23 protein-coding genes and 1 other annotated feature are annotated in these 20,979 nt (G+C 47.2%); of the genes, 8 read left to right on the forward strand and 15 right to left on the reverse strand.

Going from position 1 to position 20,979, the window contains the following annotated elements:
• Positions 1-174 precede the first annotated feature (174 nt).
• The 4 genes from LRP50_RS23475 to cls form a co-directional block, all read right to left on the reverse strand.
• Positions 175-1,101 (reverse strand): LysR family transcriptional regulator, encoded by a 927-nt coding sequence (locus LRP50_RS23475; RefSeq protein WP_274166851.1) that lies wholly within the window; start codon positions 1,099-1,101, stop codon positions 175-177.
• A gap of 125 nt (positions 1,102-1,226) precedes the next feature.
• Positions 1,227-1,529, reverse strand: a complete 303-nt coding sequence (locus LRP50_RS23480) for a hypothetical protein (protein ID WP_274166852.1) — start codon at positions 1,527-1,529, stop codon at positions 1,227-1,229.
• 245 nt (positions 1,530-1,774) lie between these two features.
• A complete protein-coding gene (locus tag LRP50_RS23485; protein WP_274166853.1) occupies positions 1,775-2,203 on the reverse strand; it encodes a MarR family winged helix-turn-helix transcriptional regulator in 429 nt (142 codons plus the stop codon).
• Between the two features lie 380 nt (positions 2,204-2,583).
• Positions 2,584-4,044, reverse strand: coding sequence for a cardiolipin synthase (gene cls, locus LRP50_RS23490; protein ID WP_274166854.1), 1,461 nt, complete (start codon positions 4,042-4,044; stop codon positions 2,584-2,586).
• 388 nt (positions 4,045-4,432) lie between these two features.
• Between cls and LRP50_RS23495 the strand changes: the two genes are divergently transcribed.
• The 5 genes from LRP50_RS23495 to LRP50_RS23515 all read left to right on the forward strand — a co-directional run bounded on the left by LRP50_RS23495 (position 4,433) and on the right by LRP50_RS23515 (position 8,114).
• Positions 4,433-5,779: a sodium-dependent transporter gene (locus LRP50_RS23495; protein WP_274166855.1), complete on the forward strand. Its 1,347-nt coding sequence runs from the start codon at positions 4,433-4,435 to the stop codon at positions 5,777-5,779.
• A 190-nt stretch (positions 5,780-5,969) separates the two neighbouring features.
• Entirely contained in the window at positions 5,970-6,641 is a 672-nt protein-coding gene (locus LRP50_RS23500; protein ID WP_274166856.1) for a TIGR01621 family pseudouridine synthase, read from the forward strand.
• Positions 6,642-6,703: 62 nt separating this feature from the next.
• A complete protein-coding gene (locus LRP50_RS23505) occupies positions 6,704-6,913 on the forward strand; it encodes a hypothetical protein (RefSeq protein ID WP_274166857.1) in 210 nt (69 codons plus the stop codon).
• Positions 6,900-7,847 carry a class I SAM-dependent methyltransferase gene (locus LRP50_RS23510; protein ID WP_274166858.1) on the forward strand — a complete coding sequence of 316 codons (948 nt, stop codon included), beginning with the start codon at positions 6,900-6,902 and terminating at the stop codon, positions 7,845-7,847. The genes LRP50_RS23505 and LRP50_RS23510 overlap by 14 nt, the downstream gene beginning before the upstream one ends.
• A gap of 15 nt (positions 7,848-7,862) precedes the next feature.
• Complete coding sequence (locus LRP50_RS23515) at positions 7,863-8,114, forward strand: hypothetical protein (protein WP_274166859.1); 252 nt, start codon at positions 7,863-7,865, stop codon at positions 8,112-8,114.
• A 109-nt stretch (positions 8,115-8,223) separates the two neighbouring features.
• Here LRP50_RS23515 and gspS2 read toward each other — a convergent pair whose 3' ends face one another.
• From gspS2 to aroF, 11 genes are all read right to left on the reverse strand, one after another.
• The gene (gspS2, locus tag LRP50_RS23520; RefSeq protein ID WP_274166860.1) at positions 8,224-8,622 is read right to left on the reverse strand and encodes a type II secretion system pilot lipoprotein GspS-beta; all 399 of its coding nucleotides are present in this window, start codon (positions 8,620-8,622) and stop codon (positions 8,224-8,226) included.
• A gap of 31 nt (positions 8,623-8,653) precedes the next feature.
• The gene (locus LRP50_RS23525) at positions 8,654-8,956 is read right to left on the reverse strand and encodes a YciI family protein (RefSeq protein WP_274166861.1); all 303 of its coding nucleotides are present in this window, start codon (positions 8,954-8,956) and stop codon (positions 8,654-8,656) included.
• A gap of 87 nt (positions 8,957-9,043) precedes the next feature.
• Positions 9,044-9,442 (reverse strand): acyl-CoA thioester hydrolase YciA, encoded by a 399-nt coding sequence (yciA, locus tag LRP50_RS23530; protein WP_274166862.1) that lies wholly within the window; start codon positions 9,440-9,442, stop codon positions 9,044-9,046.
• 64 nt (positions 9,443-9,506) lie between these two features.
• Complete coding sequence (locus LRP50_RS23535) at positions 9,507-10,046, reverse strand: septation protein A (protein WP_274166863.1); 540 nt, start codon at positions 10,044-10,046, stop codon at positions 9,507-9,509.
• 210 nt (positions 10,047-10,256) lie between these two features.
• Positions 10,257-11,078 carry a tryptophan synthase subunit alpha gene (trpA, locus tag LRP50_RS23540; protein ID WP_274166864.1) on the reverse strand — a complete coding sequence of 274 codons (822 nt, stop codon included), beginning with the start codon at positions 11,076-11,078 and terminating at the stop codon, positions 10,257-10,259.
• Entirely contained in the window at positions 11,078-12,268 is a 1,191-nt protein-coding gene (trpB, locus tag LRP50_RS23545) for a tryptophan synthase subunit beta (RefSeq protein WP_274166865.1), read from the reverse strand. The genes trpA and trpB overlap by 1 nt, the downstream gene beginning before the upstream one ends.
• Before the next feature lie 9 nt (positions 12,269-12,277).
• Complete coding sequence (gene trpCF / locus LRP50_RS23550) at positions 12,278-13,645, reverse strand: bifunctional indole-3-glycerol-phosphate synthase TrpC/phosphoribosylanthranilate isomerase TrpF (RefSeq protein ID WP_274166866.1); 1,368 nt, start codon at positions 13,643-13,645, stop codon at positions 12,278-12,280.
• Complete coding sequence (gene trpD, locus LRP50_RS23555; RefSeq protein WP_274166867.1) at positions 13,645-14,646, reverse strand: anthranilate phosphoribosyltransferase; 1,002 nt, start codon at positions 14,644-14,646, stop codon at positions 13,645-13,647. Before trpD ends, trpCF begins: the two co-directional genes overlap by 1 nt.
• 26 nt (positions 14,647-14,672) lie before the next feature.
• Complete coding sequence (locus LRP50_RS23560; RefSeq protein ID WP_274166868.1) at positions 14,673-15,272, reverse strand: aminodeoxychorismate/anthranilate synthase component II; 600 nt, start codon at positions 15,270-15,272, stop codon at positions 14,673-14,675.
• Complete coding sequence (locus tag LRP50_RS23565) at positions 15,269-16,852, reverse strand: anthranilate synthase component 1 (RefSeq protein WP_274166869.1); 1,584 nt, start codon at positions 16,850-16,852, stop codon at positions 15,269-15,271. The genes LRP50_RS23560 and LRP50_RS23565 overlap by 4 nt, the downstream gene beginning before the upstream one ends.
• Positions 16,849-17,862, reverse strand: coding sequence for a 3-deoxy-7-phosphoheptulonate synthase (aroF, locus tag LRP50_RS23570; RefSeq protein ID WP_274166870.1), 1,014 nt, complete (start codon positions 17,860-17,862; stop codon positions 16,849-16,851). Before aroF ends, LRP50_RS23565 begins: the two co-directional genes overlap by 4 nt.
• A gap of 72 nt (positions 17,863-17,934) precedes the next feature.
• Positions 17,935-18,026: a sequence feature (Trp leader region), on the reverse strand.
• Positions 18,027-18,151: 125 nt separating this feature from the next.
• Between aroF and rnm the strand changes: the two genes are divergently transcribed.
• From rnm to rluB, 3 genes are all read left to right on the forward strand, one after another.
• On the forward strand, positions 18,152-19,021 hold the full coding sequence (gene rnm / locus LRP50_RS23575) for an RNase RNM (RefSeq protein ID WP_274166871.1): 870 nt from the start codon (positions 18,152-18,154) through the stop codon (positions 19,019-19,021).
• Positions 19,018-19,641, forward strand: a complete 624-nt coding sequence (locus tag LRP50_RS23580; RefSeq protein ID WP_028025208.1) for an L-threonylcarbamoyladenylate synthase — start codon at positions 19,018-19,020, stop codon at positions 19,639-19,641. Before rnm ends, LRP50_RS23580 begins: the two co-directional genes overlap by 4 nt.
• Before the next feature lie 196 nt (positions 19,642-19,837).
• Positions 19,838-20,926 carry a 23S rRNA pseudouridine(2605) synthase RluB gene (gene rluB, locus LRP50_RS23585; RefSeq protein ID WP_274166872.1) on the forward strand — a complete coding sequence of 363 codons (1,089 nt, stop codon included), beginning with the start codon at positions 19,838-19,840 and terminating at the stop codon, positions 20,924-20,926.
• The last annotated feature ends 53 nt before the right edge of the window (positions 20,927-20,979 follow it).

Below are 20,979 nucleotides of genomic sequence, written 5' to 3' on the forward strand. Positions count from 1 at the left end.
GGAGGAAAAGAGATAGGGATGCTGCGATTAGTTTACGTTTCATGATTGCTCTCTATGGATGTATAAAGAGCGTCCCTGCTGTTTTTAACGCCTTTTCCAGTTGGCAAAAGCAATATTAGGGACGTTTGATCATGATTCGTAATAAGGGCTGTTTATCACCGTAATAAGTGATGATTATTGGATGACTTGTTTAAGTTCTTCTTTAATTAGGCCATTTATCCACTGGGTTAGTGAGTCGTTAGTATTGCGCTGATGAAAAAAGCAATTAACGGCATAGTCGAGTTCGAAGTCTCGTGTGGCGATGTCTATTCGCCTAATAGACGGGTAGTTGCCAAAGGGGAATAAGTTGCTTGTGGCAAAGAACATGTCGGTTTTTTGAATAACATCAACAATGGCCATTGGATAGGCTGATCGAAATCCAATGTTGTATGGAAGCGATAACGCCTGCATCTTTTTGGCGGCAAGAGGCATATCTTCGCTCCAGCCTGGAATGAGTAATGAAGCTAAATCGTAAGCGGAAAACTCTTCCGGTGTTGCGGATTCTCCTTGAAGAGGATGGTCGTGCCTAACAGCGCAGCAAGCGGTTACTCGTGCGATTTCAATGGCCCTGATATGTTTTGGTATACGGTCGTCCGCATAAGATATTCCAGCAAGCAGAAGTCCACTTTCGATATCTTCGAATGTTGTTGATGACCAATTGACGATTTCTACGTCAAGGTTGGGCGCTTTTTGTTTTAAATCCAGAATAAACGTGCCAGCTAGGCTAATCATGACAAGAGGTGCGAGGGCAATGCGGATTTTTTTGGTTTCTGTTAGCGGATCAAAATTACCTAATTCATTAAGGGCGGACTGCATGCTGTTTAAAGAAGGGATGACTTTTTTGGCAATTTCTTCGGCTACTGGGGTTGGTTGTAACCCTGTGGGCACTTTGACGAAAAGATCATCATTGAAAAAATGGCGTAGCTTCTTGAGATTCTGACTAATTGCAGGTTGAGTGACATAAAGTCTTTCCGCTGCTTTTCTGGTGTTTCGCTCCTGAAACAATACGAGGAATACACGCAGTAGATTTAAGTCAATGGTGTTGAAAATATCTCGAGACATGCGGGCTCTTAGTGCTGAGTTAACTCATTCCATTATGTAGAACTATTGAGTTATGCTCCAGAGCTACAAGAAAAAAATGCGCTGCCGAGGCAGCGCTAGAAGAGGCATGGCTTTTGCTGCTTTAGTTATAAATCTCTCATTAATATTTCTAGTTCTTCTGTTGCTTGTTCTATTAGGCTTTCCAGCTCTTTTGCATCATCGTTAGCAAGCGGTAGTTGCCATTGAACGGGTTTGCCATTTGACGTGTGTTTGCCAACCAATTTAGTCACTCTTCCACTGCGTTCAAATCTAAGATGTTCAAATTCTGCAGCGTGACATTGGTGTTTTTCTACGATTTCCACTTCTATTGTTCCTGTTGGGATTACATGAACATTTGCGTGGAGTTGTTTGGTGTCTTTCAACAGGTAGTTTCTACGTCTTGCCAACATGTGTTGTCCCTCTGTGCGTCATCCCGTACTACTCATTGAGTGTAGACAACAAGATGCATAAAGATCGAAGGGCTTTTGCCAAAAAACACGATAAATGCGGCAAAACTATGATGCATAAATGAAACTTTTTTCTCGTATTGAATGCGGTAATTTGGGACGAGGAAATAGATAGAAGTGGGGTGCTTTTTGACGAATCTCTATCGTAGATAGTTAAAAAGCCTGACGCTAGGTCAGGCTTTTTGGCGTCACATCGCGCTGGCGATTCTTTGCAGTGATGTTTGGATCGTGTACATTTCTTCTTGCGAAAATAGGTTGTTAACTAATTCTCTGTTAAAGAGCTCTGTCTGCTCTAATTGCTCTGCCATTGAGAGGCCTTTGTCTGTCAATGTTAAGATCTTTGAGCGTCGGTCATTCAAGTCATCGCGTCGCAGAACATAACCTTCCATAACGAGACTTTGAACGATACGGCTGACTTTCGATTTCTCACTGGCTAGATACGGCATGCCCATCAAATCACCTTGGCGAAGCTCATTCTCTTTTGAGACAGCCATAATGGTGATTGCTTGCTCAGAGCTGATACAAATTCCCTTGCTCTCAAGCCAGTCTTGCGCTCGTTTTTCAGATTTAAGGGCAATCAGCCGACACAAAGAGCTGAGCTCCGATTGAATATACACGATAGTCACTATCTAAAAATGTGTGGAAAGAGGCGCGCATAGTACCGCTGACTTCAAGAAAAAGTCTAACCTGCTAGACACTCTCTAAGTGAGAGTATGGAGTGGTGAGGATTTACAAATATTTAAGTCTAATTAACTGAATTAAAAGGGCTTATGTTTAGCTTAGAAATTCATCTGTCTTATGGATGAGATGGCTTGTATATATCGTCGCCTGATTTGTCACCGTTGGCGGTGAAATATCAATCTCATGTCAACCGAATCGAATGTTTATATTGTACTTAAATATTTGTAAATAAACATAAATCGTGATGTGTGTAACACTTTTTTAAGCCAAATATCACAATGCTCATGGCGAAAAATGGAAGCAACATCAATATTTTTTAAAGTAGTGGGCTGAACATGTAGAAAAATTGCTCGATTGGGCGGTTGAGTATTGAGCGTTTTGACCATTGCTCTAGGCTCACAATCGAGGAGTCAGAGATATAAGACTGCTGTATAGCAATCATTTCTTCACAAAAGTCTGGGTCGTCAACACATAGAGTAAGTTCGAAATTCAGCCACAAGCTGCGCATGTCGAGATTTACTGTACCCATCAAGCAAAAATTGTCATCAACCATGACTGACTTTGTATGCAGTAGACCGCCGTTAAATCGATAGATATTAATACCAGCACGCAGCAGGTCATTAAAAAATGATCGGCTCGCCCAATCCACCATGAGGCTATCGTTTTTCGCAGGAATAATAATGTTGACGGTAACACCACGTTGAGCGGTGGTTTGGAGTGCGCTTAACAGACTCTCACTAGGCACCAGATAAGGGGTGGTTATCGTGAGGCTTTTTTTCGCTTGGTGGATGGCTAGCATAAGTACTTGTTGGATGATGCCATCTGGCATACCAGGGCCAGAGGGAGCAACTTGTACTGAATGATTCGCATGTTGGTGCTGTTCGATGAGGCTGCATTGAGGAAGATCAGGCAGATAGCGAAGGCCCGTTTCAAATTCCCAATCCCACGCAAAAATACTGTTTAGGATCGGTACTGACGGACCGTCTACCTTAACCATGATATCAACCCATTGCCCAACCCCCGCATCTTGTTTGAAGAAACGTGGATCGACCATGTTCATGGAGCCAGTGTATGCGATTTTGTTGTCGATAATGACAACTTTTCGATGTTGACGAATGTCCAAGCGGCGCAAAAACATACGGGCTGGGCTGACGGCCAGTGCTTCGATTAACTCGACGCCTGCTTTACGCATCGAATCCGGCCAGTGGCTCCTAAAGAACGCTTTGCTACCTGCAGAATCAAGCAGTACTCGAACAGTGACACCTCGCTTTGCCGCGGAACAAATTGCGTGGGCGACATCATCAGCGTGCCCACCGGGATGCCAAATGTAGAACACCATATTGATAGAGGACTTTGCCTGTTTAACCTCTTGAGCAATGTTGCGCAAAATGTCGTTGGTTTCACTAAGCAAAGAGAGTTGGTTGCCAGCAAGTGCAGGAATGCCTGCTCGGCGTAAACATAAGTCGTGGACGGGCCTTGCTAGAAAACTGTGATGGTGGGGGCGATGAGCCTCACATTCGTTGAGTGTTTCAAGCCAACGAAGGTAGGGGGTAAACATGGATTTGGCTCGCTCAGCGCGTTTACGACCTAAGTTCAGTTCGCCGAACAGCAAGTAAAGAATGACCCCCACGATAGGAATAATGTAGATGATCATCAGCCACGCAATTGATACACCCAAAGCTCGCCGTTTGAGCACAACTCGGATGGTTACACCTGCGATGAGCAACCAATAAAAGAAAACACTAGCCCATACGAGGATCTGATAAATCTGTTCCATATCAATCTATTTAGTTCAAGACGTTATCCAATATAGAGGGAACACTCTCACTATGCACTGAATTTAGTGTCTCGAAGTAGCAAACATGAATAATTACGTGTGAGGTGTGACAACGAAATGTCCGTTGTTAATTTTTTGTGTGATTATTTGATTTATAAAGTAACGATGATGGGGTGGTAATTGGAGGTATATATCGCCTGAAAGAAAAATATAGCGCGAACGCTTCAAATTTTAATTCAGAACTGGTTTACTTGCCATGCTCGTTTCGAAAACGGGTCACCTGTCCAGTGTAAGAATAAGTTTACATCACTGGGCAGGGGAGTGCCATGGACTGGCAGTAGACGCTGGGTATGGATATCAACATCATCGTTTGTATTAGAGAGTGTGTATGGCAAGCAGTAACAGAGCCCAGTTTTCCTCCCGATTAGGATTCATTTTGGCGGCGGCAGGGTCAGCCGTTGGTTTAGGTAATATTTGGGGCTTTCCCACTCAGGCGGCCAGTAATGGCGGCGCTGTATTTTTAATCACCTACTTGGCCATGGTCTTCATTTTGGCATATCCATTGTTAGTGGCAGAGCTAACAATCGGCCGATTTGGTGCATCTAACCCTATTCGTTCTTTAATTTCTGTTGCACCGAAGAACAAGGCGCTTGGGTCAACGGTCGGTATTGCTGGCATGTTGGGTGTGAGTGGTATTTTGAGTTTTTACGCGATTGTCGCAGGCTGGTTCTTTGGCTTCCTGATTGGCCCTCTACTGAGCGTTGCCGGGTTCGAAAATGCAGCGGCTTGGCTTGAAGGTTTTAGCACTGAACGAAACCTAGTGCTGATGGCGGTGTTCATGGTGCTGACTATCTTGGTTGTACGCAATGGCGTTGCTGACGGTATCGAAAAGTGGTCGACCCGTTTGATGCCGGTATTGTTTGTGCTGTTCATTGCGATGGTTGGTTATACCTTGTTTCAGCCTGGCGCGATTGATGGCCTGAAAATGTACCTTGTCCCTGATACATCTCACTTCTCGCCCGATCTTATGGTGAGCGCGATGGGGCAAGCCTTTTTCTCGCTCTCCATCGGTGTATGTACCATGATGGTGTACGGTTCTTACTTGCGTAAAGATGCGGATATTCCAAAGACGGCTGCTCAAGTCGCACTGCTTGATACCGGTGTTGCGTTTGTCGCGGGTCTGTTGATTTTGCCAGCCATGTTTGTGGCGCAAAAGAATGGCGTACAGATCTATAGCGAAAGCGGCGCATTGTTAGATGGTGATACCTTGGTATTTAACGTGCTTCCTGCCATGTTCGATACCATGGGGAGTGCGGGTTTGGTTGTTGGTGTTGCTTTCTTTGCCTTGATGGTCATTGCGGCGCTGACGTCATCGATTTCAATGCTTGAAGTCCCCGTTGCGTGTTTATCTGAGGAACTCAACAAAGACCGTAAGACCGTGTCTTGGTGGGTAGGCGGTGCAATCGCGTTATTTTCAGCGGTCATCATTTTCAACTTTGGCAGCATGTTTGGTACGGTGATCAGTGTAACGACGGAATATATGCAGCCGATTTTAGGTGTGATAATGGCATTGATTGCTGGCTGGATCTGGAAACGTAACCAAGTGTTGGAAGAGCTAAGTCAAGGAAGCCCAGAATTAGAAAACAGCTTGTTTTGGAAAGTGTGGCCGACCTATGTACGTATAGTTTGCCCAATCTTGATGGCACTTGTGTTTTTCTGGCCATTGCTGAAATAAATTCTTTGGTAAATATGCCCAATCAATCTGAATCTTGCATATTCAGATTGTTTGGGTACAAAATCCCCAGCATGCTGGGGATTTTGTGTTTCTACTACCAGCGACTTCTCCCAGAGCGCCATTCCGTTTACACTCGGCGCTGATTCAATTACTCATCACACATCTATGACTTACAACAATGGGATTAGGCATGTTTAGTCTGGTCTTTCAAAATAAAGACTTTCTTGTCATCGACAAGCATCCGGGGATCAGTGTTCATAAAGACGACAATGAGCAACCTTTACTCGCCGAAATCGCAAAGCACACCGGTGATAAGCAGCTCTATCTGATCCATCGACTTGATAAAATGACATCTGGGCTTTTGCTGCTTGGGCGTCATCAAGCTGCTGCATCTTCGCTTTCTCAAATGTTTGCTGAAAAGACAGTGCAGAAATTTTATGTGGCGGTGTCTGCGAAAAAGCCAGCCAAAAAGCAGGGCATCATCATTGGTGATATGACGAAAAGCCGTCGTTCAATGTGGAAATTGCTGCCTAGCAAAATTAATCCAGCGGTTACTCAGTTTTTTTCAACGGCGGGCGGAGAAGGTCGTCGTTTGTTTTTATGCAAACCGCATACGGGGAAAACGCATCAAATTCGTGTAGCACTGAAAAGTGTAGGCGCAACGATTTTGGGGGACGAGATTTACGGTGGTGCAACGGCTGATCGAGGTTACTTACATGCCTATGGATTACAGTTTGAGCATGCCGGAGAGCGCTTTGAATTTCTCTTGCCTCCCTCAGTTGGCGAAATGTGGTCGATGCTTCCCGAAGAGTGGTCAACACCGTCTGCGTTGTCGTGGCCAAAATTACCTAATAAAAAATAATCGTGGTGGTCTGTGTTTTACAGGCCACGGATCTCCTTAGATGGAGAGCGTTGGAGATAAGCATGCAACATGCTCGCAGTAAGAACCGTAGCTTGAAACAATCTCGCCTGTGGGCGTTGGCGAATATTAGACGACAGCATAAAAAGAAAGTCGCCCGCACACGTACACGCCGTAACTGTGAATTCTATAACCTCCAGATGAGCGGCGCGCCTGTTGAACTGTCTAGCCTTGTTAACGATGAACCAAAGGAAACCAATCATGATGAATCCTGATGCATTAGAGACGTTTTTTGATGTTGTTTCTGAGCGTATTAAAGCGTGTGGGAATGAAGTTAGACGCGTTTTCCATGGTCGTGGTCGTTGCTATGAAGGCCTTGAGCAGATCACAGCTGACTGGCTGGGACAAGGTGTGCTACAAATTGCGATCTTTAAAGAGGCTGACCCTTCGTTCTATCAAGTTCTTCGTGATGGAATAGAAAAATTTTGCCAGAGCGACATATGGAAGAACGCTGGTGGCACAACGGTAGTTTTACAACACCGTGACCGTGAAGGCGCTGAAACAGAGACCCTAGTGGGTGAGCAACCACAGCAAATCAATGTGATTGAGAATGGGCTTACTTATAAGTTGGATTTGGGTAAACGCCAAAACAATGGGCTGTTTCTTGATATGCGTTTAGGCCGAGAGTGGGTGCAAAACAACGCCAAGCATAAACGTGTGCTGAATTTATTTGCTTATACCTGTGGTTTCTCTGTTGCCGCGGTTGAAGGAAAGGCTGACCAAGTCGTTAACTTAGATATGGCAAAGTCATCATTGTCTCGTGGTCGTGAAAACCACCAACTCAACCAACATAACCTCAATCAAGTGGCGTTCTTGGGGCATGAGTTATTTAAATCATGGGGCAAAGTTAAAAAGTATGGCCCATATGATCTGGTCATTATCGATCCGCCTTCATTCCAGAAAGGCAGCTTCGTGTTGACTAAGGACTACGCAAAGATATTGCGTCGCTTACCTGATCTTGTTGAAAAAGGTGGGGACGTGCTGGCATGTGTTAATGCACCAGATATTCAGCCAAGTTTCTTGATGGAACAAATGGCTGAGTGCGCACCTGAGTTTGAATTTGTTTCTCGTTTAGATAATCCGCCAGAATTTGAAGATATTGATACAGACAGCGCGCTGAAAGTGATGCACTTTAAACGTCAGGGTTAATGGCGGAGACACAACATGGACGCTTTTCAACGGATCAGTGAATTGGAGTCAGGTCATCATGAGGTGATCTACCAAAATGGTCGTTGGGGATTGACGATAAAACGTTATGGTCATGGTCATGCGGTAAAAGTGTTTGCAGAGTCGTTATCAGGCAAGGATTTCATCAGCGGAAACTTGTATTTGATCGATGATGTCTGGTCACTCAAACCCTGTGAAATGCCCCGTGAAAAAGTGATGTCATTTATTCTTGGCTTTCAGGCGCCGTGAGCGTGATATTTCGTCGACACTGATGGCACGATATCGATTCAGACGTTTGTAATAGCGTTAAAAAATCCCGCATTAGCGGGATTTTTTATATCGAGAATACGCTGAAAACTTATGACGCAGTGCAGTCGTTTTCCGATATTACACGATCAAATACTGGGCGTCCGCGAGCATCTCTCACTAACAGTTTGTAACTCACGCCTTTCTCTAGCAGAGACAAAATTTCGTTGTCCGTGCAGTAGGTCTTTTTCAATTTTTCGACCAGAGCAGCTGGCGCAACGTCACCGCTTTCTGCGTAAAGTAAGGTGAGTTCAATCTCAGAGCCGTTGGCTTTAGCGCGGACCAAGTTATAACCGTTCATGTTCACTGGAACAATTTTGCTGAGTATGTCGGCACGTTGCTCTGCGAACGATTCAGCGATTTCTTGATCTGAGGTAGTCGAACAAGCAGATAGCATCAGTGCAACGGCACCAGCTAAAGCGATTCGACCTGTTGTTGAAAATTTTCGCATTACAGGGTCCTATGCGTTTGCTGTCAGCCAGTTAGGCTGGAAGCACTTTCTTGAAAGGTTTAACGATAACGTCTTTGTAGACGCCAGCGTCGATATAAGGGTCAGCATCAGCCCATGCTTTTGCATCGTCGAGGCTATCAAATTTTGCGATAACGGTTGAACCTGTGAATCCCGCTTCGCCTGGGTCTTCACTGTCGATGGCAGGGTTAGGGCCAGCAACTAATAAGCGTCCCTGTGAATCCAATTCGCGCAATCGTGCTAAATGTTGCTCTCTTACTTGTAGGCGTAATGGCAAACTGTTTTCAACATCTTGTGAAAAAATGACGTACCACATCCGTGTTCTCTCCGCGTTAATTCGTTTCTTGTTTCATTGGCCTATTGTAAGCAAGGCTAAAGATTCATGCTGACGCTATTGTCTGATTTATGACTTATTTATCGCTCTTGGGCGGCCGTCACCATCAATCGCCACATAATTGAACGTTGCTTCGCAGACTTTCTTCCGCTGACCCACGCCATCGGTCGCGACGGGCTTGATCCATACCTCAAGGCTAACACTCATGGACGTGCGCCCAATACGGGTGCATTCACCGTAACAGCATACGACATCACCGACCGATACTGGGGTTTTGAATACAATCTCTTCGACAGAGACGGTGACAACTCGACCGTGGGAGACCTCTTTCGCCAAAATGGCACCAGCCAAATCCAATTGAGACATGATCCAGCCGCCAAAAATATCGCCATTGGCATTGGTATCAGCGGGCATCGCCAATGTACGCAGCAATAGTTGACCACGTGGGCAATTGTTTGTTTCCGACATCTTACTACTTCCGAGATGAGGTGTTTAAGTCGCGAAATTGGGCAGATGATGCTGCCCATATTCATTATTCTGAATCGGTGTCTTTGGGTAAATGCTTGTAAATATATACCCCTGTAGCCAGCGTGTACGCCAATGTGATCGCCATTAAGCCAAATACTTTGAAGTTGACCCACACGTCCAACGGCAGGGTATAAGCGATATAGACATTAAGCACCCCCAGCACAGCAAAGAAGGCAACCCAAGCATTGTTGATGTTACGCCACACAGTTTCAGGCAGAGTGATTTCTTTGCCAAGCATACCTTTGATCAATGGTTTTCCCATGATTTGGGAAACAATCAGGCCGACAGAAAACAAGGCGTAAACAATGGTGACTTTCCATTTGATGAAATTGTCATCGTGGAAAAAGAGTGTCATACCGCCAAACACTGCGACCAATGTCGCGGTGACGATCTGCATTTTCTCTACTTTTTTGTACAGAACCCACGTCAAGATCACTTGAAGAATCGTTGCAACGATTAGCGCACCTGTTGCGGTGTAGATGTCGTACATCTTGTAGAGTGCAAAGAATATAATTAATGGGATGAAGTCGAGGAGCTGTTTCATGCAAGTACTTGTCCTTGTTTGCTTCCCATTAAAATGAAATTGTCATTGTGTGGGGGCTTTAAGCGTTATAACGAAGTTTACAGAAATCTTGCTTTAGATAAAACGTGAATGGTCGCTTGGTATAGAAAAGGCCAGCATTGCTGCTGACCTTTTAGGCAATATGGCCGTCAAGTACCACCAATTGATGGTGACACTAGAAATATCGGTTTGCTATTTGACGGTCGCGGCTTTCAGGTTAACCACAAACTCACCGAGCTCTTTCAGCATGGTGGCTTCGTCATCAACATTTCGCTCAATGATTTTGACAACGGCAGAACCTGAAATGGCACCCGCAGCGCCTGCCGCGATAGCTTCTTTCACCTGTGACGGCTCGGAAATACCGAAACCAAGAAGTGGGCGAGGCGCACCGTAATCGCTAAGTTTCTTCAGCAAGTGATCAATCGGTTGACCCGCTTTGGTTTCTGCACCTGTTACGCCAGCGCGAGATAACAGATAGGTGTAACCGCCGCCAAGTTCTGAAATGGTTTTCAGTGTTTCTTCGTTTGCATTCGGTGGCGCAATGAAAATGGCATGAACACCATGCTTTGCCGCTGAATCACGAAACTCTTTCGATTCGCCTGCTGGCACATCGGCTATCAATACCGAATCCACACCGGCATCGGCGCATTTTGCGTAGAAGTTGTCGATACCGTTCGCAAACACTAAGTTTGCGTACATCAACAGACCCATAGGGATCTCAGGGTGGTTTTCACGCACTTGACGCAGAATGTCAAAGCAGTTGTCTGGTGTGGTACCTGAATCCAATGCGCGGATTGCTGCACCTTGAATCGTCGGCCCATCAGCCAATGGGTCAGAGAAAGGAATACCCAGCTCCAGTGCGTCTGCACCATTTGCCACAAGGGTTTCGATGATCTTTAGTGATTGCGCTGGGTTTGGATCGCCAATGGTCACGAAAGGAACGAAGGCACCTTCACCTTTGGCATCGAGGTTTTCAAACATCGCTTCATAGCGGTGAGACAAGGTCGCAGCCATTACATCACTCCTTTTTCTTTCAAAATGTCGTGCACGGTGAAGATGTCCTTGTCTCCACGACCTGACAAGTTAACCACTAACAATTGTTCTTTCTCTGGGTTCTCGCGTGCCATTTTCAGCGCATATGCCAAGGCGTGTGCTGATTCTAATGCAGGAATAATTCCTTCATGTCGCGCCAACTCTTGGAAAGCATCAAGCGCTTCATCATCGGTAATCGCAACATATTCCGCACGACCTATGGAATTCAAATGCGCGTGCTGAGGGCCAACAGATGGGAAGTCGAGACCCGCTGAGATGGAGTACGATTCTTCGACCTGACCATTCGGGTCTTGCATCAGTGGTGATTTCATACCAAAGAAGATCCCCAGCTTACCGTGTTTGAGTGGTGCGCCGTGTTGGTCTGTGTCCAAGCCTAAACCTGCTGGCTCAACACCAATCAGGCCAACATCAGATTCTTCGATGAAATCAGCAAACATACCGATCGCATTTGAACCACCGCCTACACAGGCAATGACGCTGTCAGGCAAACGACCTTCGCGCTCCAAAATCTGTTGCTTGGTTTCTTCACCAATCATTTTTTGGAATTCACGTACTATGGTCGGGAAAGGGTGAGGACCTGCTGCCGTACCCAATAGGTAGTGTGCATCTTCATAGCTTGCAGACCAGTCGCGTAGGGCTTCGTTACAGGCATCTTTCAGGGTTGAAGAGCCTGAGTGAACTGGAATCACTTCAGCGCCCATTAGCTTCATGCGGAATACATTCGGGCTTTGACGTTCTACGTCTTTTGCACCCATGTAAACGCGACATTTCAAATCTAGCAGAGCACAAGCCAGTGCTGTTGCGACACCGTGTTGCCCCGCACCTGTTTCAGCGATGATCTCTTTCTTGCCCATACGCTTTGCTAACAGAGCTTGACCCAAAACCTGATTGGTTTTGTGGGCACCACCGTGAAGTAAGTCTTCACGCTTTAGGTAAAGCTTGGTCTTGGTGCCTTTGGTCAGGTTGCGCGTCAGCGTCAGTGCGGTAGGGCGACCTGCGTATTCTTCCAAAAGGCCAATAAATTCCTTCTGAAATTCTGGGTCACTTTGCGCATCAATAAACGCTTGTTCTAGCTGGTCCAGTGCTGGGACCAAGATTTGTGGTACGTACTGACCACCAAATTCGCCGAAGTAGGCATTCAACTTAGTCATAACTGTCCTTTAGTAATCTCTAAGCGCTGAGAATGCAGCGTCCAATTTTTGTTTATCTTTGATACCCGGCGTGCTTTCGACGCCAGAGTTGAAATCGAGTCCTGCGCAGCCCAGTTGTGCTGCGTCTTTTGCGTTTTCTTCTGAAAGGCCACCTGCAATCATGACGGTGTCTTTGCGATCCTCGGGAATGAGGGACCAATCAAACGCTTTGCCTGTTCCGCCGCTTTGTGTTCCCACGCGGCTATCGAAAAGGTTTCTGTCGGCATTGGCTTCCAAAGTGGGAGCAGTATCGCTCACGCCATGGGCTTTCCAAATTTGAGTGTCGTTTGGTAATGCTTCACGCAGCGCCTTCACGTAGTCGCCATCTTCATTGCCGTGTAGCTGAACTGCCGACAGTGATAGTGCGTTTGCTGTCTCAGCAACCTCTGAACGTTCATGGTTTTGGAATACGCCAACGTAAGCAAGCGGTGCGCCTTCCATGACTTTTCGAGCCGCATCCACATCCACAAAGCGCGGTGATTTTTCAACGAAAATGAGTCCACCGTAGTTGGCATAGGCGTCGTAAGCGGCTTTTGCATCTTCTGCACGTGTCAAACCGCAGACCTTGTTGTCACCGTAAAGTACACGACGTACAGCACGTTCAACATCGTCTTCAGACATTAACGAGCTACCAATCAAGAAGCCGTTGGCGAAAGGTGCAAGCTCACGTACTTGTTGATGGGTATAGATACCTGATTCTGAAATCACGATGGTGTCTTCAGACAAACGCGGCGCGAGCTCTTTCGTACGGTTTAGGTCGATGCTTAGATCGCGAAGGTTACGGTTATTTATGCCAACCACTTTTGCCTTAAGTGCAATGGCGCGTTCCAGTTCTTCTTCGTTGCTGACTTCTGTCAGCACACCGAGGTTAAGTTCGTGTGCAAGCGCAGACAGCTCACGGTATTCGTCGTCGTTGAGCACAGACAGCATCAACAAAATGGCATCAGCTTGATGAAAACGCGCGAGGTAGACTTGGTAGGTGTCTACCATGAAATCTTTGCACAGTACTGGGCAAGGCACTTGACCGCGGACTTGTGGCAGAAAATCGAAGTTACCTTGGAAGTACTTTTCGTCTGTCAGGACAGAAATCGCCGCGGCGTGGTTGCCGTATACGCTGGCGATGTAATCCAAGTCGAAGTCATCACGGATCAGGCCTTTTGATGGCGAGGCCTTTTTGCATTCCAAGATAAACTTGGCTGGTTTGCCTGAAAGCGCATCGTAAAAGCTACGATCACTAGGGACGACTTCATTGATGAAGGTGTCTAGCGGTTGTGCCGCTCTGCGTGCTTCAATCCAAATGCGCTTATCCGCAACAATTTTTGCTAATACCGTTTCCATTAGTTGCTCCGTGACGCAAGTTGCTGAACAAGTTCGAAAGGTTTACCGCTGTTCATCACATCTAACGCTTTTTGCGTGTTTGCTTTCAGATCTTCATGCCCGAACAGGCGAAGTAGAAGTGCAACGTTAACGGCAACCGCGCTTTGCTGTGCTTCTGTCCCTTTGCCTTGCAAAATCTGTGTGATGATTTCCCGGTTCTCTTCTGGCGTGCCCCCTTCAATGGATTTGAGAGGGTGGGTGTTAACGCCGAAATCTTCCGGTGTCAGCGTGTATTCGGTGATCACGCTATCTTTAATCTCAGCCACCGTGGTTTCACCGTGAATCGCGACTTCATCAAGCCCACTGCCATGAACAACCGCTGCGCGTTTCAGGCCAAGGGTTTTGATGGTTTCTGCAATCGGTCTTACTAAGGCTTTGTCATAGACACCCATCAATTCCAGCGTTGGTTTTGCAGGGTTAATTAATGGGCCTAACAAATTAAAGATGGTGCGTGTTTTCATGGTTTGACGAACAGGCATCGCGTGGCGAACACCGCTGTGATATTGCGGAGCGAACAAGAAGCATACGCCCAAATCATCCAATGCGCCGCGTGCCGTTTCTGGGCTCATAGCTAAATCAATACCAAAAGCGGCAAGTAAGTCGGAAGAGCCGGATTTGCTCGATACGCCTCGGTTACCGTGCTTGGCAACTTTTACACCACAGGCTGCGGCAACAAAGGCGGCTGTCGTGGAAATGTTGATGGAGTTAGAGCCGTCACCGCCAGTGCCAACAATGTCAGCGAAATCATAGTCTGGTGACGGGAACGGGTTTGCATTTTCCGTTAATGCAGATGCCGCGCCCGCGATTTCTTCTGGCGTTTCGCCTTTAATTTTTAGCGATGTTAACGTTGCCGCCAACAGGATAGGGTCCATTTCACCTTTGATAATGGTGTCGAACAGCTGATGGCTTTCTTCACGAGACAGAGATTCTTGTTCGTAAAGCTTATTAATAATTGCGTCCATGTTTACTCTCCTTGTCTTGTCGTCCATCAGCGCGGCTGTGTCGCCCAGTTGATTGTATTTGTTAGAAGGTCTGCGCCTTTCGTTGTTAAAATTGACTCTGGATGGAATTGGAAACCGACCACGCGATCGGCGTCGTTCACGACTGCCATGACTAAGCCTTCCACATCTGCAATCACATCCAGTGAGTCAGGTACCTTGGTGGCAACCAACGAGTGGTAGCGTGCAATAGTGAGCGGGCTTTCAATGTCGCCAAATACGGCATGAGCGTTATGTGTCATCTGGGATGCCTTCCCGTGAACAATTTCACCCGCGCCAGCAACTACGCCTCCATAGGCTTCTGTGATGGCTTGTTGACCAAGACAAATACCAATCATTGGCACTTTGCCTTTCAGTTTTTGGATCAGTGCAGGCATGCAGCCTGCTTCTGATGGCGCACCCGGGCCAGGGGACAGCACCACAACAGGGTTAGTGAGCTCACTAACGGCTTGCTCAATTTGCTCTGCGGACAAACTGTTGCGGTAAATCTTCACTGGATAACCCAATGAACGAAACTGATCGACCAAGTTATATGTGAAAGAGTCGAAGTTATCGATCAGCACGATGTGTGCATTAATGACTTGGCTCATTGTGCACCTCCTGAGTGTGCTGCTCGAATTGCTGTCAATACAGCTTGCGCTTTTCCGCGTGTTTCATCAGCTTCGGCTTGAGGAACGGAGTCGAAAACCACGCCAGCACCTGCTTGAATTTGAGCAATACCATTTTCAACGTACGCAGAACGAATCACGATACAAGTGTCCATGTCACCGTGACCGGTTAGGTAACCCACTGCGCCACCGTAGCTACCTCGACGGCTTTTCTCGAACTGTCGAATCAGCTGCATAGCACGAATCTTTGGTGCGCCCGTTAATGTGCCCATGTTCATACACGCTTGATAAGCGTGAAGGGCATCCAGATCATTACGTAGTTGACCTACAACGCGGGACACGAGGTGCATAACGTGGCTGTAGCGGTCTACTTTCAATAGGTCTGCAACATAACGAGTTCCCGGTTCACTGATGCGTGCTACGTCGTTACGTGCCAAATCAACCAGCATCATGTGCTCGGCTTTCTCTTTGGTGTCATTGCGCAGTTCTAGCTCGATCCGACCGTCTAAATCTAAGTTGATTGACCCGTTTGGATTTTTACCTCTAGGGCGCGTGCCTGCAATCGGGTAAATCTCTACTTGGTTGGTATCTTTGCTGTATTTAAGTGCGCTTTCAGGAGAGGCGCCAAATAAGGTGAAGTCTGTGTCATGTATGTAGAACATGTATGGACTTGGGTTTCCTTGTTTGAGCTTCAAATACGCATTCAGTGGAGAAGGGCAAGGCAGTGTGAATCGACGACTCGGCACGACCTGAAACACATCACCTTTGACCACGTACTGTTTGAGTTCGTCCACTGCCGCGCAGAAATCTTCATCGCTGACAGAGATGTCGAGGTGAGAAGTATCTACCACCTCTGCATTTGGCATTGGAGTAGGGTTCAGGCAGCTTTCTTTGATGGCTTGTAGTCGACGGCTAAGATCGAAATACGTTTCGGTGTTTTCTGCACCGCCAAACTGCGTACCTTGAAGGGTGGCATGGCGCCGCTGGTGGTCAATCACCAACAATGTTTCGGCGACATAGAACAGGTAGTCTGGACATTGATTACCTGAATCTACCTCAGGTAAATGCTCAAATTGTGCAACGAGATCGTAGGCAAACAAGCCACCGATCATGAGTGCTTGTTCAGGCAATCCATCCAGATTAAAAGCATGTTGAACTAAACGTAGCGCATCAAAGGGTGAAGGCTGACGTAAACGTGCGTCTTCATCCAGAGTGCGGTTTTCCTCAGGAAAATGAAGTGTTAGTAAATCATCAGTACGTTGCGACTCAACCGCCAAACCTTGCTTAGAAAGCTCAGCATCCACTGCGCTAAGAACATTTCTACCATTCTTTGTTTTGGCTTCGAGCTCTACGGTTCTGTCGCGGCATACGATACGCACGGCGGCATCGATGAGCATCAAACTTTTTAAGTCCTGCTTGGAATCCACTTCTGCGGATTCGAGCAGTAAGCTATAAGGACGGTCTTGGCAGACCGCCGAATACAATTCTGTCGGAGCGGCGACGTACGGCACATCCAGGCTAAGTACGTCGAGTTCGCCTTGTTCTAAAGCGTGGTTTTTCACAGCGTTCTCCCTGCTGCTTCTACAAAGGGTTTTAGTTCCTGCATCAACTGCGCGAACATGTCTCCGGTGAGCGCTTGATGTCCGTCAGACAGCGCTTCTGCTGGATTGAGGTGGCTTTCAACGATGATACCGTCGGCGCCTACCGCTGCGGCCGCACGAGAAAGTGGGATCACAAGCTCGCGAACACCCGTGCCATGGCTCGGGTCAACGACCACTGGAAGGTGGCTGCGCTGCTTGATATAAGCGACTGCATTCAAATCCAACGTGTTGCGGGTTGCCGTTTCAAACGTGCGAATGCCGCGCTCACACAAAATAATGTTCGGGTTGCCAGCATCATAAATGTATTCTGCTGCTAGCAACAGCTCCTCGATAGTGGCGGAAAGTCCTCTTTTTAACAAGACCGGTTTGCCACTTTCGCCAACCGCTTTTAACAATCCGTAATTTTGCATATTTCGCGCACCGATTTGAAGGCAATCAATGTATTCACAGAGTGAATCAACCTGACTCACTTCCATGACTTCAGATACGGTGGGCATACCTGTTGCCTCGCTGGCTTTTTTCAGCAATTTGAGACCTTCAACGCCCATACCTTGGAAATCATAAGGGCTGGTTCGTGGTTTGTAGGCGCCGCCTCGCAACGCGCCAGCGCCATGACTTTTTACGACATCTGCCACAGACAGCAATTGCTGTTCGGATTCGACTGAGCATGGGCCGGCGATTACCGCGAATTTGTTGCCACCAACTGGCATATTGCCAATACGCACAACACTGTTGTGTGCCTGCACTTCACGGGACACCATTTTGTATTTGGACAGGATTGGCTTGACCTCTTCCACCATAGGGTCGCTGTCTAAGTGCAGTTTTTGTAATACGCGTTCATCGCCCAATGCGCCAAGGACAATACGTTCGACCCCAGGCATATAAAGGGGCTTGAGGCCCGCTTGTTCGATTTTGCCCAGAATAGCTTTTGCTTGTTGCTCAGTCGTTTGGGGTTTTAATACGATGATCATCTTAAAAATCCTTTTTTGGTGCCGCCACCTTCAATAAGGTGCTCAATGCATTCCGGGCGGTAAAATTTAGATATAAAAAAACCCGCGTTATGCGGGCTTGGTGACGTCTTTCTTTTGGCTATCACTCATCACACCGCCCGCTATTGGGAGTGCCACCACCAGTTAATCAGTGCTGTTTGTTGGATGAGGTTATGCTGTACCATGAAGACGTAATCCATTTGAGTTAGTAATCGTGTACTAGTTAACTAGTGTATGGCGGCAAAGTCAAGCAACGAATTGAAGAAAATTAATGCTATTTGATTTACACAGCCACACCACAGCGTCTGATGGACGTTTTAGCCCTGAAGATTTGGTGAAACGCGCCGTTGATTTCCGTGTCAATGTGCTAGCTATCACCGATCATGACACCATTGCAGGTATCGCGCCGGCGAAACAGGCCGTGGTCGATTTTGAGCTTCCGTTACATATCGTTAATGGAATCGAAATCTCGACGGTTTGGCAAAATAAAGATATTCACATTGTCGGCTTAAACATTGACCTTGAATCGCCCGAACTTCTAGCGCTTATTGATGCTCAATCTATTCGTAGAGAAGCACGTGCAGAATTGATTGCAGAACGCTTAGATAAACAAGGTATGCCCGGCGCGCTAGAAGGCGCGAAAGCATTAGCGGGAGATGTGCCGCTGACTCGCGCGCATTTCGCCCGTTGGATGGTTGAACAAGGTTATGTAAAAACCATGCAGGCAGTGTTCAAAAAATACCTAACGCGCGGCAACCCTGGCTACGTGCCGCCAAATTGGTGCACGATTGAAGAAGCAGTTGATGTTATTCACAAAGCGGGCGGTCAAGCGGTGATTGCGCACCCCGGTCGGTATAAACTCACGGCCAAATGGTTGAAACGTCTGCTCCAAACGTTTGCTGATGCTGGCGGGGATGGAATGGAAGTGGCTCAACCTCAACAAGCACCGAATGAACGTCGTCTATTGGGCGACTATGCCATTCAATTTGGTCTTGCAGGCTCCCAAGGTTCTGATTTTCATTACCCTTCTCCCTGGCTAGAGCTGGGGCGTAACTTATACTTACCGAAAGGGTGCTCGGAAATCTGGGAATCTTGGACGTTGCCGACATTGGAAGTAGTGCCTTTACAGGAGGAAGTATGAGCCAATTTTTTTATGTACATCCTGAGAATCCCCAAACACGTCTAATTACGCAGGCCGTTGCTATTGTGCGTAATGGTGGTGTCATTATTTACCCAACGGACTCGGGTTATGCCCTCGGTTGCCAACTTGAAAATAAGTCAGCGCTAGAGAAAATCTGTCGTATTCGTCGATTAGATGATAAACACAATTTCACGCTACTGTGCCGAGACTTATCAGAGATATCGGTTTATGCGCGTGTTGATAATACGGCTTATCGTTTAATCAAAAACAACACGCCAGGGCCGTACACCTTCATTCTGAAAGCGACGAAAGAAGTGCCGCGTCGTTTGATGAACCCGAAACGAAAAACCATTGGTATTCGCGTACCTGACAACCGAATCGCACTCGATCTATTGGAAGCTCTAGGTGAGCCGATGATGTCGACGTCGCTGATCTTACCCGGTAATGACTACACCGAATCGGATCCTGAATCGATTCGTGACCAACTGGAACACACGGTTGATGTGATTCTTAATGGCGGTTACTTGGGGGAACAACCAACAACAGTGGTTGACTTCAGTGATGACGGCGAACCCGTGATTCTCCGTCATGGTACAGGCGATACTAGTCCCTTCGAATAAACTTAACGTTGCGCGATGAGAATGGAGGCGGAAACTTTCCGCCTCTGCAACGCTAAATTTCCATTGCTGTCGGTCAGTGTTTTCTAAATGAAATGGTGTATTCGAGCCTCTTTTGGCATAATACGCCGTTGCCTCTTTTTTGGGGCGTTTCTTTCCGACATCGACGCCTGTGAAGGCGACAGTAAGGTAAACGTAAATGAGCGAAAAATTACAGAAGGTGTTAGCCCGTGCAGGTCTTGGTTCTCGTCGTGAGATCGAATCCCTGATACAAGAGGGTCGCGTCAGTATCAATGGTATTGTTGCCAAACTGGGTGATCGCCTTGATGATGTCAATGCTAACATTCGTGTTGACGGGCACAGTGTACAAGTTGCTGCACCTTCTGAAGTTGTGTGCCGTGTAATGGCATACAACAAACCAGAAGGTGAGTTGTGCACACGCAGCGACCCTGAAGGTCGTCGTACCGTTTTTGATCGCCTCCCTCGTCTCAATGGCGCCCGCTGGGTAGCTGTAGGTCGTTTGGATGCGAACACATCAGGTTTGATGCTGTTCACCACAGATGGTGAGTTGGCTAACCGCTTGATGCACCCAAGCCGTCAAGTAGAACGTGAATACATGGTTCGCGTGTTTGGCGAAGTGAATGAGCAGATGGTGAAAAACCTCGTTCGTGGCGTAACACTTGAAGACGGCGAAGCCCGTTTTGAAGATGTTGTTTACGCTGGCGGCGAAGGCATGAACCACACTTTCTATGTTGTGATCACTGAAGGTCGTAACCGCGAAGTCCGTCGTATGTGGGAATCACAGGGTGTCACGGTAAGCCGTCTTAAGCGCGTGCGTTACGGCAATCTGTATCTAAACAAAGAGCTACCTCGTGGTGGCTGGATGGAACTGGAACTGGAAGATGTTAACTACCTGCGTGAGTTGGTAGAGCTACGACCAGAGAAAGAAACCATGATTACGGTTGAAGCGCAGAAACGTAAAGCACGTGGCCAGAAAATCCGTCGTGCAGTGCGTCGTCACGAAGAGCGTGTTGAATCAAGTGATACTCGCAAACCACGTCGTGGCGGTCAGCAAAGTAAGCCTGCTGCTCAGGGTAAACCTGCACAAGGCAAACCAGCGCAAGGTAAGCCTGCTCAAGGTGGTAAGCCAGCGCACGGTAAGCCAAGCGGCAGACCTGCTCAAGGTAAACGCGGTAACGGTGCTGGACGTCCGGGTTCTTCGGGCCCAAATCGTGGCGGTCAATCGTCTTCTCGCCAAAAGCAAGGTGATAAGCGCCAAGGGCGTTAAGAGTCAAACGGAAATTAAAAAGCCAGCAGAAATGCTGGCTTTTTGTTTTTCTG

It is taken from the genome of Enterovibrio gelatinilyticus, assembly GCF_028683095.1.
In the GTDB taxonomy this organism is placed as follows: domain Bacteria; phylum Pseudomonadota; class Gammaproteobacteria; order Enterobacterales; family Vibrionaceae; genus Enterovibrio; species Enterovibrio gelatinilyticus.

Coding starts and splice junctions, on each gene's coding strand:
- LRP50_RS23505 (WP_274166857.1), top strand. CDS start 6,704: ATGCAACATGCTCGCAGTAAGAACCGTAGCTTGAAACAATCTCGCCTG.
- yciA (WP_274166862.1), bottom strand. CDS start 9,442: ATGTCGGAAACAAACAATTGCCCACGTGGTCAACTATTGCTGCGTACA.
- rluB (WP_274166872.1), top strand. CDS start 19,838: ATGAGCGAAAAATTACAGAAGGTGTTAGCCCGTGCAGGTCTTGGTTCT.
- LRP50_RS23560 (WP_274166868.1), bottom strand. CDS start 15,272: ATGAGCCAAGTCATTAATGCACACATCGTGCTGATCGATAACTTCGAC.
- LRP50_RS23510 (WP_274166858.1), top strand. CDS start 6,900: ATGATGAATCCTGATGCATTAGAGACGTTTTTTGATGTTGTTTCTGAG.
- aroF (WP_274166870.1), bottom strand. CDS start 17,862: ATGATCATCGTATTAAAACCCCAAACGACTGAGCAACAAGCAAAAGCT.
- LRP50_RS23535 (WP_274166863.1), bottom strand. CDS start 10,046: ATGAAACAGCTCCTCGACTTCATCCCATTAATTATATTCTTTGCACTC.
- rnm (WP_274166871.1), top strand. CDS start 18,152: ATGCTATTTGATTTACACAGCCACACCACAGCGTCTGATGGACGTTTT.
- LRP50_RS23480 (WP_274166852.1), bottom strand. CDS start 1,529: ATGTTGGCAAGACGTAGAAACTACCTGTTGAAAGACACCAAACAACTC.
- trpCF (WP_274166866.1), bottom strand. CDS start 13,645: ATGGAAACGGTATTAGCAAAAATTGTTGCGGATAAGCGCATTTGGATT.
- LRP50_RS23525 (WP_274166861.1), bottom strand. CDS start 8,956: ATGTGGTACGTCATTTTTTCACAAGATGTTGAAAACAGTTTGCCATTA.
- LRP50_RS23515 (WP_274166859.1), top strand. CDS start 7,863: ATGGACGCTTTTCAACGGATCAGTGAATTGGAGTCAGGTCATCATGAG.
- LRP50_RS23495 (WP_274166855.1), top strand. CDS start 4,433: ATGGCAAGCAGTAACAGAGCCCAGTTTTCCTCCCGATTAGGATTCATT.
- trpA (WP_274166864.1), bottom strand. CDS start 11,078: ATGGCTGCGACCTTGTCTCACCGCTATGAAGCGATGTTTGAAAACCTC.
- trpB (WP_274166865.1), bottom strand. CDS start 12,268: ATGACTAAGTTGAATGCCTACTTCGGCGAATTTGGTGGTCAGTACGTA.
- LRP50_RS23500 (WP_274166856.1), top strand. CDS start 5,970: ATGTTTAGTCTGGTCTTTCAAAATAAAGACTTTCTTGTCATCGACAAG.
- LRP50_RS23580 (WP_028025208.1), top strand. CDS start 19,018: ATGAGCCAATTTTTTTATGTACATCCTGAGAATCCCCAAACACGTCTA.
- LRP50_RS23475 (WP_274166851.1), bottom strand. CDS start 1,101: ATGTCTCGAGATATTTTCAACACCATTGACTTAAATCTACTGCGTGTA.
- trpD (WP_274166867.1), bottom strand. CDS start 14,646: ATGGACGCAATTATTAATAAGCTTTACGAACAAGAATCTCTGTCTCGT.
- cls (WP_274166854.1), bottom strand. CDS start 4,044: ATGGAACAGATTTATCAGATCCTCGTATGGGCTAGTGTTTTCTTTTAT.
- gspS2 (WP_274166860.1), bottom strand. CDS start 8,622: ATGCGAAAATTTTCAACAACAGGTCGAATCGCTTTAGCTGGTGCCGTT.